This is a genomic window from Streptosporangium sp. 'caverna' (genome assembly GCF_003203775.1).
In the GTDB taxonomy this organism is placed as follows: Bacteria; Actinomycetota; Actinomycetes; order Streptosporangiales; family Streptosporangiaceae; genus Streptosporangium; species Streptosporangium subroseum.
In genome coordinates, this window is the sequence record NZ_CP029711.1 from 4,886,067 (window position 1) to 4,901,725 (window position 15,659).

General features: G+C 68.3%; 12 protein-coding genes and 1 pseudogene. 4 read left to right on the top strand and 9 right to left on the bottom strand.

The genetic code is table 11. The features are described 5' to 3' along the window. Positions 1-8: 8 nt before the first annotated feature. Positions 9-1,109 (bottom strand): ABC transporter permease, encoded by a 1,101-nt coding sequence (locus tag DKM19_RS21535; RefSeq protein ID WP_239514367.1) that lies wholly within the window; start codon positions 1,107-1,109, stop codon positions 9-11. A 128-nt stretch (positions 1,110-1,237) separates the two neighbouring features. Further along, positions 1,238-2,158 (bottom strand): SDR family NAD(P)-dependent oxidoreductase, encoded by a 921-nt coding sequence (locus DKM19_RS21540; protein WP_110705872.1) that lies wholly within the window; start codon positions 2,156-2,158, stop codon positions 1,238-1,240. A 102-nt stretch (positions 2,159-2,260) separates the two neighbouring features. Here DKM19_RS21540 and DKM19_RS21545 point away from each other — a divergent pair, with 102 nt between their 5' ends. Next, positions 2,261-3,121 carry a helix-turn-helix domain-containing protein gene (locus DKM19_RS21545; RefSeq protein WP_110697815.1) on the top strand — a complete coding sequence of 287 codons (861 nt, stop codon included), beginning with the start codon at positions 2,261-2,263 and terminating at the stop codon, positions 3,119-3,121. Here DKM19_RS21545 and DKM19_RS21550 read toward each other — a convergent pair. Beyond that, complete coding sequence (locus DKM19_RS21550; RefSeq protein WP_110697817.1) at positions 3,118-4,167, bottom strand: trans-acting enoyl reductase family protein; 1,050 nt, start codon at positions 4,165-4,167, stop codon at positions 3,118-3,120. The genes DKM19_RS21545 and DKM19_RS21550 overlap by 4 nt on opposite strands. A gap of 80 nt (positions 4,168-4,247) precedes the next feature. Between DKM19_RS21550 and DKM19_RS21555 the strand changes: the two genes are divergently transcribed. Then, positions 4,248-5,213 (top strand): helix-turn-helix domain-containing protein, encoded by a 966-nt coding sequence (locus DKM19_RS21555; protein WP_239514368.1) that lies wholly within the window; start codon positions 4,248-4,250, stop codon positions 5,211-5,213. A gap of 39 nt (positions 5,214-5,252) precedes the next feature. Here DKM19_RS21555 and DKM19_RS21560 read toward each other — a convergent pair whose 3' ends face one another. Both DKM19_RS21560 and DKM19_RS21565 read right to left on the bottom strand, forming a co-directional pair. Beyond that, a complete protein-coding gene (locus DKM19_RS21560; RefSeq protein ID WP_110697821.1) occupies positions 5,253-6,452 on the bottom strand; it encodes a hypothetical protein in 1,200 nt (399 codons plus the stop codon). Between the two features lie 778 nt (positions 6,453-7,230). Next, complete coding sequence (locus DKM19_RS21565) at positions 7,231-8,466, bottom strand: hypothetical protein (RefSeq protein WP_162641657.1); 1,236 nt, start codon at positions 8,464-8,466, stop codon at positions 7,231-7,233. A 999-nt stretch (positions 8,467-9,465) separates the two neighbouring features. Between DKM19_RS21565 and DKM19_RS51840 the strand changes: the two are divergent. Then, positions 9,466-9,984: pseudogene (locus tag DKM19_RS51840) on the top strand (IS5 family transposase); the annotation flags it as partial. Positions 9,985-10,114: 130 nt separating this feature from the next. Here the strand turns inward: DKM19_RS51840 and DKM19_RS50760 are convergent. From DKM19_RS50760 to DKM19_RS21585, 4 genes are all read right to left on the bottom strand, one after another. Next, the gene (locus DKM19_RS50760; RefSeq protein WP_204358916.1) at positions 10,115-10,828 is read right to left on the bottom strand and encodes a group II intron maturase-specific domain-containing protein; all 714 of its coding nucleotides are present in this window, start codon (positions 10,826-10,828) and stop codon (positions 10,115-10,117) included. Beyond that, positions 10,761-11,516: a reverse transcriptase domain-containing protein gene (locus DKM19_RS52550; protein WP_204358917.1), complete on the bottom strand. Its 756-nt coding sequence runs from the start codon at positions 11,514-11,516 to the stop codon at positions 10,761-10,763. The genes DKM19_RS50760 and DKM19_RS52550 overlap by 68 nt, the downstream gene beginning before the upstream one ends. 772 nt (positions 11,517-12,288) lie before the next feature. Then, positions 12,289-13,389 carry a Gfo/Idh/MocA family protein gene (locus DKM19_RS21580; RefSeq protein ID WP_110697827.1) on the bottom strand — a complete coding sequence of 367 codons (1,101 nt, stop codon included), beginning with the start codon at positions 13,387-13,389 and terminating at the stop codon, positions 12,289-12,291. Further along, positions 13,386-14,822 (bottom strand): MFS transporter, encoded by a 1,437-nt coding sequence (locus DKM19_RS21585; RefSeq protein ID WP_110697829.1) that lies wholly within the window; start codon positions 14,820-14,822, stop codon positions 13,386-13,388. The genes DKM19_RS21580 and DKM19_RS21585 overlap by 4 nt, the downstream gene beginning before the upstream one ends. A 120-nt stretch (positions 14,823-14,942) precedes the next feature. Here DKM19_RS21585 and DKM19_RS21590 point away from each other — a divergent pair, with 120 nt between their 5' ends. Continuing rightward, on the top strand, positions 14,943-15,554 hold the full coding sequence (locus tag DKM19_RS21590; protein ID WP_110697831.1) for a TetR/AcrR family transcriptional regulator: 612 nt from the start codon (positions 14,943-14,945) through the stop codon (positions 15,552-15,554). The last annotated feature ends 105 nt before the right edge of the window (positions 15,555-15,659 follow it).

The window sequence follows — 15,659 nt, forward strand, 5'->3', positions numbered from 1 at the left end:
GATCTCGCTCATTGTCCCCTGCCCGGAGGGAGGGGACGGATCCTGGGACGGCGGGCGGGTTCGGGGCCGGGCCGGCCGGCGGGATGGCGGTGCCGCCAGAGGAGGAAGACCGTGCACGACAGCAGCGCCCATGCCCCCAGCACCAGATACGGCATGACGTGCTGATGGCCGGGGAAGTAGACGGCGGTGTGCTGGGCGCTGATCGAGGCCCCCGGAGGCAGCCACTGCCCGAGCAGGCCGAGCGCCGAGGGGAGCAGCGGCCACGACACGAAGCCCCCTGAGGACGGGCTGCCGAGCACCACCATCAATCCCCAGGTCGGCGCGATCGCCCACCGCCCCAGCAAGGTGTTGAACATCGTGAACACCATGCCGGAGACGAACATCGTCAGCGCCAGGATCAGCCACGACCGAGGAAACGGCAGCGTGATCGCGTGCAGCGTCCAGTCCACGACGGCGATGACGACAAACGCGCCGAGCAGCGCGTACGCCCCGGTGAAGGCGATCCGCTCACCCGCGTTGAGTCCCGTCGCGTTGACGCTCAGCTGGTTGGCCCCGGCGAAGCCGATGATCACAGCGGCGAGCGTGATGTAGAACAGCGCCAACCCGCGCGGATCTCCTCGCTGGAGCGGCTTGGCGTCCCGCACGCTCACCGCGATACCCGCGCCGGCCGCCTCTCTGGGCGCCGCCTGGGTGAGTGCCTGCGCCACCGAGGCCCCCGAGGCGCCCGACACGGTGAGCTCGAACCCGTCGGGCCGCGCATCGAGCACCGCGAAGACCTGCTGTTCCTCCACGGCGGTCAGCGCCTGGCGGTAGGTGTCGAAGCGGCGCACGACGAGCCGGGCGCCCAGGGCTTTCTCCATGCCGGCGACGAACGCCTCGCTGTGGGCGGTGTCGCGGGCTCCGACGAGGGCCACCGGCACGCTGCGCGGGGTGGGATCGGCGAACGCGTAGGTGTAGAAACCGGCGAAGCTCCCGGCGGCGATGGGGAGTATGAGAACCAGCGCGGTCGCCGCGAAAAAGGGCGAATGCCGAAAAGCCTTCCACAGCCCGGCTGCGGTGCGGCGGTCCTTTTGCGCGCCGTGCCGTCGCCTCCAGCGCCGATCGTCCATGGCAGCACGCTAAGCGTGTTTGCACGGCAGAGCCGCGCTGACACCCGGCCCATGCCCCGATTATGTGATCGTCGTCAGCCCGTCGATCCGGTCGAACGGCGACCCCCACCCGCTGGGGAGCCGAGCCTTCAGGACACGAGACTCGTCGCGACGGTCCACAGCCGCTCGGCGTTGCCGGGATCCAGGGCGAAGGGAGCGACCCCGCCACCGAACATCGCCGGTTTCTCACTCAGCAGCGGGGCTTCGTTGCAGTCCTCGAAGTAGCGGCCGCTCACACCGGCCAACAGAGGGGAGGCGGCCAGCAGCACCGACGTCGCCGCGCCCTGGGCGACGTTCTTGCGGCGCTCGGGCGGTGTCCGCAGGCCGCCGGTGTGCTTCTGCAGATTGGTGGCGATGGCCCCGGGATGGACCGCGTTGGCCACGATGCCTTCGCCCGACCATCGCCGGCCGGCCTCGACCGCCAGCAGCACCGTGGCCGTCTTCGACTCTCCGTACGCCGCGATGGGGTTGTAGAACCGGAAGCGGTAGTCGAGGTCGTCGAAGACCACCGGGCCGAACAGGTGGGCGTTGGAGCTGAGCGAGACGACGCGGGCGCCCTCGGCTCGGGCGAGGGCGTCGTGTAGCCCGACGGTCAGGGCGAAATGTCCGAGGAAGTTGACCGCGAACTGCATCTCCCGGCCCTGCGGGGTGCGGGTGAGCTCCGGCAGCGCCATGATCCCGGCGTTGTTGACGAGCATGTGCAGCGGTCCCTGCCAGGCGCCGGCGAACGCGCGGACCGAGCCGAGGTCGGCGAGGTCGAGACGGCCGACGCCGACGTCCTGGTTGCCCGTCGACTTCGAGATCCGGGCGGCGATCTCCTTGCCGGCGTCGACGTCGCGCACGCCCAGCACAACACCGGCTCCGGCGCCGGCCAGGGCGCGGGCGGTCTCGATACCGACACCGGAGGAGGCGCCGGTGACCAGGGCGCGGGTGCCGGACAGGTCCACGCCGGCCAGGACCTCGTCGGTGGTCGAGGCGAATCCGAACGGTGTCTGCAAGGTTTGGGTCATGGTGTCGATGATGCGGCGGATCGTCACCGACAGTAAGTCCCTGATGACACTGGTACTCGCAGGGGCAGGATGCACCGTTCACCGGCCTCTACCATGAGGAGCATGGCGACGGGAAGCAAACTCGGTGATTACCTGCGGGTTCGCCGTGAGCGGCTGCGCCCCGACGACGTCGGCCTGCCCACCGGAGCCCGCCGGCGGGTGCCCGGCCTGCGGCGGGAGGAGGTCGCGCTGCTCGCGGGCATCAGCATGGAGTACTACCTGCGCCTGGAACAGGGACGTGACCGGCACCCGTCGGACCAGGTCCTCGACAGCATCGCCCGCGCCCTGCGGCTCGACGCCGACGCCGAGACCTACCTGCGCGAGCTGGCCCGCCCCGCGCGAGCCGCCCGTCGCCGGCCCTCCCGGCCGGAGCGGGTCAGCGCGAGCGTGCAGAGCCTGATCGACAACTGGACGACCACACCCGCCCTCGTCCACGGCCGCCACATGACCACGCTGGCCGCCAACTCGATGGCCGTCGCGCTCAGTCCGTTCTTCGCGCCGGGTGTCAACACCCTGCGCGCGGCGTTCCTCGAACCGGAGATGCGTGAGCTCTACCGCGACTGGGACGAGATGACCGCCAAGACCGTCGCCTACCTGCGGTCGATCATCGGAGGCGCCGTCGACGACCCCCGGCTGGCCGAGCTGATCGGCGAGCTCAGCCTGCGCAGCGAACGCTTCCGGATGCTCTGGGCCCGCCAGGACGTGCGCCAGAAGACGAGCGGATCCGTCCGCATGCTCCACCCGCAGATCGGCTCCCTCGATCTCCATTACGAGAAACTGGCGCTTCCCGGCGCACCCGGTCAGATGCTGGTCACCTACCACGCCGAGCACGGCTCCCCGTCGCATGAACGGCTTCAGCTTCTCGCGCACCTGGCCCCGCGGCCCTCCCCCGACCGGAGCGCCGCGGCGCGCACGCCGCGCTAGCCGGCGCGAACCTCCGAGGGACGCATTTCCAGGGAGAGGTGCGAGGACAGCGCGCGGAGGAAGTCGGGCGCGTCGAAGATCTCGCCGGCGGAGGCGACGCCGACCGTCTTGGTCTGTCCGGTGAGGATGCGGTGAACCGCTTCCACCACGAGCGGCGCGGTGACGGCGTAGATGTCCTGACCGCTCGCCACTGCGCGCCGTTCCTCGCCGCCGGAGCGTACGACGACGTCGACGAGGAAGGTCTGCGCGGATCGGCCCCGCTCGTCGACCGGTGACGGCGCCGGGGTGTCCGGGGCCGACAGGTCCCTGGCCGCCTCGACCGTCATGTAGGTGCGCACCTCGGGGATGGGCAGGTGGCTGGGAATGGTGACGACGTCGGCCATCGTGAACTCCCCGATGACCGCCCGGGGGCCCATCGGCTCGGGGAAGGGCCACTGGAGGGTCGTCGCGTCGTCCTGGCGGTAGTCCAGCCGCCCGTTCCTGTACACGACGCGTGCGCCGCCCCGCCGTTGCCGGGAGACCGCGCCCGCGGTCCGCGTCCCGTCCGTGGGCTGCCAACTGTTCAACCCGTACGCGATGTGCGCCTCGTCGGCCGCCGTCCAGTCGCCCATCGCGGCGGTGGTCAGCAGGTCGCCGAGGCCGCCGTAGAAGGCCATCGCGGGGACGATCACCGCTCCCGCGGCGCGGGCGCGGTCCGTGAAGTGCGCGAACGTGTCGACGTTGGCCTCGATCTCGGCCGCCACATCCACATACGGGATCCCGGCGCGCAGTGCCGCCTCGATCACGGGAGCGGCCGTCGTGGCGAAGGGCCCAGCACAGTTGATCACGGCTGCCGCGCCGGCCAGCGCGCGGTCGAGCGCGACCGGATCGTCGACCGACGCCGGCCGGGCCTCAAGTCCGGGATGGGACGCCGCCAACACCTGCAGCTTGCCGGCGTCGCGGCCGGAGAGAACCGGGACGAACCCGCGCTCCCGCAGCTCCGCCACTACGAACCGCCCGGTGTGCCCGTACGCGCCGAACACTGTCACCATCTGTCCCGATCCCATGATCTCTCCCCTGTGCTTGAATGATCCACTATGGACATCCTGACGGGGGCGGGCACCCGACCGTGAGTGTCTGGAACGCCATGACCCGTACAATTCCGGACATGGATACCGTCGCGCTGGTCGTCACCGAGGGCATGCTGCACTTCGAGTTGTCCCTGGCGTACGAGGTCTTCGCCGCCGCCCCGGCCGGCGTAACGGTCCCCTGGTACGACATCACCGTCTGCGGGCCGGTCGCCGTACGGGTCGGCCGGTTCCTGCTGGAGCCCGACCACGGGCTCGACCGGCTCCGGCACGCCGACACCGTGATCGTCCCCGGATGGGCCGACGTCGACGAGGATCCACCCGCCGACTTGGTCGACGCGGTGCGCGCGGCTCACGAGGCGGGCGCGCGCGTGGTCTCCCTCTGCACGGGCGTGTTCGTGCTGGCCGCGGCCGGCCTGCTGGACGGGAAGCGCGCGACCACGCACTGGGCGCACACCGAGGTTCTGGCCGCCCGCTACCCCCGGGTGGAGGTCGACCCGGACGTGCTCTACGTGGACAACGGCAGCGTGCTCACCTCCGCCGGCAAGGCCGCCGCGCTGGACCTGTGCCTGCACCTCGTCCGCCTCGACCACGGTGCGTCGATCGCCAACGCCGTCGCCCGCCGCCTGGTCGTACCGCCGCACCGGGCCGGCGGCCAGGCCCAGTTCGTCACCACCCCGGTGCCCGCCCAGGACGACCACCCGCTCGCCGCCCTGTTCCCCTGGATCATCGAACGGCTCGACCGGCCGCTGACCGTGGAGGACCTGGCTCGCCAGGCACGGATGAGCTCACGCCACCTGGGCCGCCACTTCAGAGCGGCGACCGGCACCACCCCCCTGCAATGGCTGCTGACCCAGCGGATCCGCCACGCCCAGGAACTGCTGGAGAAAACCGACGACGGCGTCGACACCATCGCGACGGCCACCGGCATGGGCACCGCCACGACGCTGCGCCGGCACTTCAACCGCACGGTCGGCGTGCCCCCGGACACCTACCGCCGCACCTTCCGCTCACGGACCCGCTGAACTCTGGCTGCATTCGGTAAGGGCGACAGCCGTCTCCGCTCACCGTTGCGTTGCTCCTGGATCCCCGGAACCCTTCGCCTCCGCCCTTGCCCGCAATTCCGCGGTGATCGCGCGCTCCTGAAGCCGAGCGGCCTCAGCGCGCAGCACCTCCACCTGTTCACGCAGGTCAGACAGCCGCATCTGCTCCATTGCCAGCTGCATCCGCGCCTGGTCTCGCTCGGCGTGGGCCTCGGTCACCTTCCCCGCGGCGCGGTCCTGAGCCTCGGCGATCTTCTTCGCGGCCTGCTCCTCGGCTCTGGCCAGCTGGCGTGCCGTGCGCTTTTCGAGCTCGGCCGCCTGTTTCTCCACGCGCGCCGCCCGGGCCCGTGCCTCAGCCGTCTCGGCCAGGGCCTGACCTCGCGCATGAGCCTCGGCGTCGGCCCGCGCCAGCGCCCGATCACGCTCGGATTCGGCCGCCTGAGCCCGCGCCGCCGCCGCGGCGGCGGCGCGTTCGGCCTCGACCTTGGCGTTCTGGTCGGCGTCGGCCGCGCTTCGCGCCTGATCTCGCTCGGCCTGCGCCTGCTCGGCCTGCTGCCGATTCTGTACGGCCTGCGCCCGGGCCTGCCGCGCTTCGGTCTCGGCCGCCTCCACCTTCTCGGCCCTCTCCCGCATCGCCGCGTCCCTGGCCGCCTCCGCCCGCTCGGCTCGCCGGGTGGCCTCCTGCTCGGCGTGTCTGGCCAGGCGTTCGGTGCTGGCCGCCTCGTGCAGCGCGGCCAGGGCCTGCTCCCTGGCGTTTTCGGCGTCGGCCAGCGCGGTGTCCCGCTCGGCGTGGGCCTCTTCCACCTGCTGCGCCATCGCCTCCCGCTCGCGGCGGGCGTGTCCGGTGGCCTCGCGTGCCAGCCGTACCTGCTCGAAGGCCTGCTCCCGCTCGGTGCGCGCTATCGCCACCCGGGTGTGCGCCTCGGCCTGCACCGCGCTTAGCTTGGCCTCCACCCCGGCCGGGCTCAGCTCATCGGCCAGCACCTGGGCCAGCGGCGCTATCGCCGCGGTCATCCCCTTCTCCATGCGGTCGTAGAACTCCTCCGCCCGAGCCAGCGCCCCCTCCAGCCCCGGTGTCGCCCTCCGCATCTCCCGTTCGCGTTTCGCCACGGCCTGGCAGTCCCCCTGCAGGCAGTAGGCCCTGGGCCTTCCCCGCCCGGAGCGCTGCTCGATCGGCGTCCCACAGTGCTTACACGGCGTCACCGCGCCTGACTCTTCCACCGCCCCAGCCTAGCATTTTGATTTTCTGGAAAATCAAAATTAATAAACACGATCTGTTGCGTTCAGGCGACTTGGAGTCAACTACCGGGAATGTAAATTCCCGCAAGTTGTGAGAGCGGCATCCTCCGGAGGCCCAGTGCGGTTTGTGCAAATCTGGGATTCGTCATTTCGCCGACATGGGGTTTCGTCACTTGATGTCAGCGAAATCGTCACTGCGTGTCAGTAACGTAAAGATCCCTCACTTGCTTGCCGCTTTTGTTCCGGTTTCGCACTAATTTTTGAGTGCTCTTCGCCCTCTCCCCCAGTGGATGTTCCCCAGCCCGGGTGACCTGACTCGTTCGGTGTATGCGCTCCTGGACGGCGCAGCGATACTCCCCGGCTGAAATCTGGTGACGTTTCCTGCGAGGTCTTGATGATGCGGCGGCTTCTTGACCTGCTGTTTCGTCATTTTCTGTCAGCGAAAATCGTCACCGGGATGTCAGTAGCGGCCATGCGCTGATCAACCAGTTCGACGTCGGATCGACGATTCCGGTACGCGGCCGCTGTGGAACGCGACGTGATGAACTCGGCCTTAAGGGTGCAGAACGACGACGGGCAGCCCATTGGCGCATCTGACCCGATGCCAGCTGGATGCCGGTCGCCGCCACATGGTCGCCTAGGCCGTCACCAGGTCTATCCCGGCCTTCTAATCGGCGCTTCTGCCCCCCGACCGCCGACGCCGTGCCTGACGGGCGCATCGGTGCCCTCTGAGCTGCGGCAACACCGGCCGGGGCCAGCGTCATCGGTCCTGTTCGGGCTCTGGGGCGCCGGGCGCGGGCTGCACCCGCAATTGGTCGAGGTCGGCTCGTAGCTTCCCCACCTCGGCGTACAGGGCGTCGTGACGGGCCTTGAGGTCTTCGCGCTGGCCGCGCAGCTCGGCGATCAGGTCTTGGGCGGCCTCGCGCAGGGTCTGGATCCGGATCAGCTCGGTGGCGCGGGCCTCGGCCTGCTGCCGGGCGGCCTCCAGCTCGGCGCGCAGGTGCTGGGTCTGCTCGTCGTGGCGCTGGCGCACCCGCTCGAGGTCGGCGTGGGTGGCCAGGGTCTCCTCGCGCGCTGTGGTGGCATCAGCGGCGGCGGTGGCCAGTTGCAGCGCCAGGGCCGCAGCCCGGTCACTCTGCTCGCCCAGCCGTTTCCGCAGCTGGGCGCTGGTGTTTTGCGTGGCCTGCAGCTGGCGGCTGCGTTCGGTGAGCTCGTCGTCCAGTGCCGTGCGGGCGGCCTGCAGCTCGCGGTTTTCGGTGCGCAGGGCGCGCAGCTGGTTGGCCTGGTCAGCGGTCACGCTTTCGGCGAGCTCGGTGGCCTTCTTGGCGTCGCCGAGCTTTTCGCCGAGTTCGAGCACTTCGGCGCGGGTCTTTTCCCCGATTCGTTCCAGGTCGGCGCGGGCGTTGTCCTCGCGCTCCTCGGCCAGCCGCTGGGCTTGTTCGGCCTCGCGCATCCGCCGCTCGGCGCTGATCCGGGCGCGATCGGCGGATGCGGCCTGCTCGCGGGCGATCGCGGCGTCCGCGCGGTCCTCGGCGGCTTCGGCTTCGGCGGCACTGATCCGGGCCAGCGCGCCGGTTTCGGCCAGGTCGACCTTGTCGGCGAAGCGGTCAACGAGGGTGCGCAGTGCCTCCTGCAACGGCCGTGCTTCGGCCAGGACCGCGCCGGATTCGGCTACCGCGGTGGTCACCGCGGTGAGCTGTTCTTTGCGCCGGGCGCGGGAGGCGGCGGTTTTGCAGGCGTCGCTGCAGTACTGGCGGGGCCGGCGGCCGGTGGAGCGCGGCAGCGGCTGGCCGTCCCAGGCGCATCGGCCGTGCGGGGCCGCCGCATCAGCGGGGACGGTCGCCGCGCCCGGGTCGCCGTCGGAGCGGGTGGTGGCGCCCGGGTCGTCGTCGCGCACTGCCTCGGGTGGGCCGGCCGGGTGATCCGGTTCCGGGCGGAGGTCGAAATCGATGGTTTTCGGCTCGCCTGCGGGTCGGTCCGGCGCGTCATCAGTCACACAAGCACTCTACCAAAACATGCCTGGATGACACGATCAAAAGTCGCAACGTCACGTTATGATTAGGGAATCCTGCCAGGACATGACGACAATCGGCTTATCGATATGTAGAATGTCTATATATAAATCCGCATCGAACGGCAGCGCTCAGGCCGGAGGTCCTTGTTGCACCTTCAGTGATCGCTGAGGCACCCGGAATGAGGCCCGTTGCCCCGTCCGCCAGTCCCTTCCGCGACGGCCTGGGCAGCCCTCGCCGGAGCCTCTTAGCGATCATCGTCGACCCGACATGCGGACGCGCCGCGCCGGTTGGGACTCCAGTTTTTTATACCGACCAGCCGGTACTCCCTCCGCGAGGGCGGACTACCGACAACGGCTTACCGCCACTCAGAATCAGTCTTCGACGGCCCGTGTGAAGAGCGCCGCGGGCGAACTCGTGCTGAAAGCGGGATCCTCCGCCGCGGCCATGATTGCCGCAGGATCTGTTGAGCACACGCTGACCGCCACCGCGATGCGATCGGTCTTCGAGGGGCTGACGGAAATACCCGAACCGCACACGCACACGAATTCGCGAGCCAGAGGGCGGGCACCACTGACATCCCGATGACGATTTTCACTGACAGCAGGTGACGAACCTGCAGCTCAGGAAACTGCCTCGCCGCAGCGCCACCATAGAAAACGTCACGTTGATGTCAGTCAGGCAAGACGGCTGTGGCACCGAGACCAGTACCTTAAAACCAAGCACGGGGACGCATGACCGAAGTCCATTGGACGTTTTTGCGGCGTTCGGCATGCCCCTGGCAGCGAGAACACCGCTGACGAACACGACGGCATCAACTCTTGCCCGACGCTGCTGTTGCCGCAGTTCAAAGCCGGGCTAATGATCGGGAGATCCCTTTGATGATGCCCGAGATTCGCCGTTTACTCGCCATGATCACCCTAAGAACTGCTAGTAGTGCTTTGTTAGGTCAGCCTGTTGTGGCTGGTCGGGTTGGTCGCGTGATGGCCGGTGCTGCGGGTGATGCGCCGCAGGTCACACCCAGCGCGAACGACGCGGACGCGTCGTCGGGCCAGGATCATGCCGCCACACGGCGACACCGCAAGGCCCGAGCAAAGGCTGCCGGGCTTGGCCGATCCCGAGGCGGGCTGAGCAGTAAGGTCCATGCCGCGGTCGATGCGGCCGGGCTGCCGCTGGCCTTCGTGCTCACGCCCGGCCAAGCCGCCGACTGCCCGCAGTTCATCCCCGTCCTGAACAAGATCCGCATCCTCCCTCCAATCGGCCGGCCTCGTACCCGCTCTGCTGCGGTGGCCGCGGACAAGGCCTACTCCTCCAAGGCCAACCGTGCCTATCTGCGCCGCCGCCGGATCAGCGCAGTCATCCCGGAGAAGAGCGATCAGCGGGCCAACCGGAAGAAGAAAGGTTCAGCGGGCGGGCGGCCCGTGGTCTTCGATCCGGAGCGCTACCGGCAGCGCAACATCGTCGAACGCTGTCTCCAGAAGATCAAGACCTGGCGCGGTCTGGGTGAGGTCGACTCGGGGCGCCCTGCTGATTTTTCCACCAGTGGGTTTCCCCGAGCCGCCTCCCGAACCCGGCGTGCCCGTCTCCGAGTACCGGGCTCTCCACAAGTCCCGCTTTAGCCCGGTCAGACTCTCAAGCCGTAGTGGGCCACGGGCTGGGGATCACCGTCCCCCGGTATCGGTATCTTGTCGTGCTTACCTTGGCCGGGTTGAACAGTTCTCCTTCCTCCGTGGTGGGCCACCAGCCGCCTTCGCAGTAGCGTCGGCGGAGCTGCTTCCATGTGATTCCGGGATGCTTGCGCCGGATCCACCGCATGACCCGCATCCACGCGAAGTGGCTGAGGTAGCAGAAGGCGACGTTCGAAACCCCCGGACGGAAGTACGCGCACCAACCCCGCAGGACCGAGTTCAATCGGTGCAACAGGGAGGTCAGCGACAGTCCGATGTTCTGTCGTCCGGTCAGCTCCTTCACCTTGGCTGTCGCCGAGCGCACTGACTTGCGCGCCGGGTAGGTGTAGATGTACCGCCGGTCCGCTCCCCGCTTCCGGTGACGCTGGATGCGCCATCCAAGGAAGTCGAAGCCCTCGTCAATGTGGGTGATCCTCGTCTTCTCCACCGATAAGCGAAGACCCATCGGCTTCAATGCCTCCGCGACGTTCCTTCGCAGTTCTTCAGCGTGATCACGGCTGCCTGAGACGAGCACGAGGAAGTCATCCGCGTACCGGACCAGCCGGTAGTTGGGCAGTCCTTGCCGCCGTCTGCGGCGCCGTTCCTCGGAGCTACTGCCTGCTCCTCCGGGGGCATGGGCGATGTGCTCGTCCAGGGCTGAGAGTGCGATGTTGGCCAACAGGGGCGAGAGGATCCCACCCTGCGGGGTACCGGTGCGTGGTGTCGGTAAGGGTTCCGTTCTGGGACATGATCCCGGACTTGAGGAACGCCTTCACCAAGGACAGCACCCGCTTGTCCCCGATCCGATCCCGCACCCGGTCCATCAGGGCCGTATGCGAGATCTCATCGAAGCACGCCGTGATATCGCCTTCCACCACCCACTCATACGAATGGCTGGTGAGGTAGCGAGTTTCGGCGACAGCGTCCTGAGCCCGGCGGTTCGGACGGAATCCATACGAGTACGGCAGGGAATCCGCTTCAAACACCGGCTCCAGCACCGGCTTCAAGGACGCCTGAACCACCCGGTCCGCCACGGTCGGGATGCCCAGGCGACGGAGCTTGCCGTTCGTCTTCGGAATCATCCGCTCGCGTACCGGGACCGGTTGGAAGCTGCGGTCTTTCAACTGAGATCGCAGCCCGTCGAGGAAGATCTCGACTCCCTGCCAGGCCTCGATGGAGCGTGCGGTTCTCCCGCCCACTCCGGCCGTGCGGGCCCCCTTGTTCCCCCGGACTCGATCCCACGCCACCAGTAGGAAGGCGGGGTCGGCCACGAGGTTGAACAGATCGTTGAAACTGCGATGAGTGTCATCGTTTGCCCAACGGTGCAGCTTGGTCTGGATCTCCAGTACCCGGTGTTCGGCCTTCATCAAGGCCACTCCAGCTCGTCGGTGTTCACCGGCGACAACCTCCTGGCATTCCAGCATCCTTACTGCCGACTTACTGGCCCCCTTCCCCCTGCGGCCGGCTCTCCCGGCCTCCGAGTACTACGGAGCCTCCGCCCTGTCCATCAGCCATCAGCCATCAGCCATCAGCCATCAGCCAGCGATGAGCCTGCCCTCGACCAGACTGGAAATCCGGCACGGAGGGCGACCGCGGACAGTTCCCACGTTCACCACGGAATTGATCGACGGGTGAGGTGCCCAGCTCTACTCCGGCAGCATCGCCACACCTACGCCGCAGACATTCGGCGTGGCCTCCCCACCGATGAGTAGAGTCGGCTTCGGAGTCGACCGCCAGCTCGCCGACAGTCGTGCACTGCATCCGGCCCGTATCCGCCAGGTTGGAGCCGGTGCCGTTTCCCGTCTCGCTAGCCGGACCCGAACCGTCTGGCAGTGCCAGTCCATCCCGACGTTGTCAGGGCTGCTTACCGCCCGCCTCGGCATCCTCCGAGACGAACTGCCCCCAGCATCAGCCGGATTGCTACGACAACCCGGCGGTGAAGGTCTCTCACCTCACTCGACTCCATGGCGCCTCGTGGCGCACCTACCCGCTACGACAAAGCCCCGGAAAGCTACGAGGCCGGACTCTATCTGCGAGGCTCGATCATGTGGCTGAAACTTCTCACCTCAACCACATGATCCGAACTCTGAACAGCTCCTAGCGCCGAAACAGCCGTCGGCCGTCTCGGCGCTGAGCGTTTCACGTCAGGCGCTGCCGTTCACCGGTTGCTGCGGCGCGCTTGATGGCGTCGAGAATCCGATGCGTGCCGGCTGCGGTGGCGAAGTCGGGCTCGATCGGCTCGCCGCTGCGGATCCCGCGCGCCAGATCGGCGTAGACCTGGTGGACATTGCGTACGGCGGGCGGAGCGTCAGGCAGGACCCGGCGATAGCGATCCGGCACGGGCAGCTCGACCGGAGCGCCGGTGCCGTCGGCGAAGTGTAGGGTGAACTCCGGGCCGACCAGCGAGTCGTCCGCTGAGGACAGGACCAGCCGCCCGGCCCGCCCGTGCACCTCGACCCTGAAGCCGTCGCCGCTGGGGCCGCCGGTCATGAGGTGCACGGCCACCGCAGCGCCGGACTCCAGGAGCCCGCTGACCACGATCTGGTCGGGCGAGGTCACCTCGATCCGCTCGCCGGTCTCCTCCAGCGTGATGGGGGTGATGCGGGTCGCCAGCGTCGCCGACAGTTCGGTGATGTCACCCATGGCGGATCGGAACATGTCGATGGAGTGCCCGCCCACCACCGCGAGATGGTTCACCCCCTTGGCTTGGTCGAACAGCGCTGCATACCGTTGCGACCACACCTCCGGCGCCGCCAGCGAGTAGGTGAGCGAGGCCGACAGCACGTCGCCTGCCTTGCCTTTCGCTAGCAGGTCGCGCAGATAGCGGATCGCGGGATGGTTCCTGCTCTGCAGGCCGACCGCGTGCCGCACAGCTGCCTTTTCCGCAAGCGAGCGGAAGTCTTCGGCGATGGTGGCGGACAGGGCCAGTGGCCATTCGCTGTAGACGTGCTTGCCCGCCGCGATGGCGGCCTCCACAAGCCCGTCGCGCTCGGTCAGTTGCACCGCGATGGTTACCAAGTCGACCTCGGGGTGGACCATGAGTGCGTACGGGTCGTCGAAGGCGTGGGTGGCGCCCCAGACTTCGGCCGCCGCGTTGGCGGACTCCATGCTGGTGCCGGCGACCGCGGTGATCTCGTAGTCGGGCAGCGCCGCGAGCGCGGGCAGGTGAACGGCCCGTGCCCAGCCACGCGCCGCGTGCCCGCCGACCACTCCGACTCGGATGGGTGGAGGAGTGCTCATAGAGCTGCCGCCAAAGGTGCCTCGGTGGCGGCTTCGCCGTACAGCTTCCTGGGGGTGTCCTTAAGGACGAACCAGGTCACAACCCAGCCGAGGAACACCAGGACGGCGGCGACCAGGAAGGCCAGGCTATAGCCGTCGCGCAACGCCGTCACGGTGTGCACACCCTGTGCGGCCAGGGTGTTGCTGCGCCCGGTGGCCACCGTCGCCAGTACGGCGAGGCCGACCGCGGCCCCGGCCTGCTGGGCGGTGTTGTTCAGGCCGGAGGCGAGCCCGGCGTCGGCGGGAGAGACGCTCGACATGGCGCGCATGATCACTGCCGGGACGGCGAGGCCCATGCCAAGCCCCTGAATGAACAGCGTCGGGGCGATGTCGATCCAGTAGTCGCCGTCCACCGGCGCCCGGCTGAGGAGCAGCAGACCGAGGCCGAGGGCGAGCAGGCCCGTCAGCAGCACGCGGCGCGTGCCGAAATGTGCGGTGAGCCGAGCCGAGAAGAACAGCGACACGGTGCCGATCACCAGTGGGGCGGGCAGAAAGGCCAGACCGGTCTGCATCGAGTCGTACCCGAGCACCCGCTGCAGGTACAGGGCGTTGAGGAACTGGAAGCCGAATCCGGCGGCGAAGACCAGCACCACCACGATGTTGGCGCCGGTGGTCTCACGGTTGCGGAAGATCCGCAACGCCAGCAGGGGCCGGGCCGCCTTGGCCTGGCGCACGACGAACGCCGCCAGCAGAACGACGGCCACCACACCGTACGCGATCAGCTCACCGGCGCCCCGATGCCCCTCGGAGATCTGCGAGATGGTGAAGACGCCGAGCGACAGGCCCGTGGTGACCAGGACGGCGCCGACGGCGTCGGCCCCTGCGCGCAGGCCGAGTGGCTCCTCTGCGGAGAGCAGCCGGATGCCAGCGATCAGGGCCAGAGCGCCGATCGGCAGGTTGATGAGGAACACCCAGTGCCAGCCGAGTGCTTCGGCGATGAGACCGCCGGTGATCAGCCCGGCTGAGGCGCCTCCGGCCGAGACGAAGCTGTAGATCCCCATAGCCCTGGCCTGCTCGCCGGGATCCGGGTACAGCTTCATGATCATGCCGAGGATCACCGCCGAGGCCAGCGCGGCCCCGATCCCCTGCAGGGCCCGACCCGCGATCAGCATTTCCTGACTGGTGGCCAGGCCGCACAGCAGCGAGGCGAGGGTGAACACGGTCATGCCGCCGAGGAACACCCGCTTGCCGCCCAGCAGGTCGCCGAGGCGGCCCGACAGCAGGAGCAGGCCGGCGAACGCGATCAGGTAGGAGTTCACAACCCAGGACAGGGCGGCCTGGGAGAAGTACAGGTCGTTCTGGATGGTGGGCAGGGCGACGGTGACGATCGTCCCATCGAGGATGATCATGAGTTGCATCACGCAGAGCACTAGGAGTGCTGCCCATCGGTTCATCGATCACTCACTTTCTCGCATTGAAAGACACGATACGTGTCGTGTCTTGGTTCAGGATTGTGAGGCTGTCTTCGATCACCTGTCAACACGACACGTGCCGTTTCTTGGTAGCCTGGCGTTATGGCAACGTCACCGAACCCGCAACGACGCAGCGAGAAGAGCCATCGGGCGATCCTGGCTGCCGCCATGGAGCTGTGCGTCGAGGAGGGCTACGGCAAGGTGACGGTCGAGGCCATCGCCGCGCGCTCGGGGGTCAGTAAGAAGACGATCTACCGGTGGTGGCCGGCAAAGGGCGCCGTCGTCCTGGAGGCGATGGTGGAGATGGTGGGCGAGGTGACCCAGTTTCCCGATACCGGTGACATCGTCACCGACCTCAGGAACCAGATGACCGCCGTGGTCGACTACTTCATGACCGGCCCTCGCGCCACCGTCTACGCCGGGATCATCGCCGAGACCCAGCACGACGAGGCGCTCGCGCGCAAACTGCTCGAACAGCTGCTCGGACCCAGGATCGAGGCTGCGCGAGAGCGGTTGCGCCTCGCGCGGGAGCAGGGGCAGCTCGCTCCTGACGCGGATCTGGAGATGGCCGTCGACCTGCTGTACGGACCGATCTACTACCGGCTGCTCTTGCATCTGGGCCCGTACTCCCACAAGCAGATCGGCGCGCTGATCGAACTGGTCATTGGTTCATTGGGGCCGACGCGGCAAGCAGAGCCGCCACCGGCCCGGTGACGTGCCTGGTCAGGCCTGTCGGGCGAGGCCCTGCTCGACAGCCTTGATGATCTGCGGCCGCAGCTGGTGATCGCATCCACCGAGCCGACGTCGACCGCCCGCTGG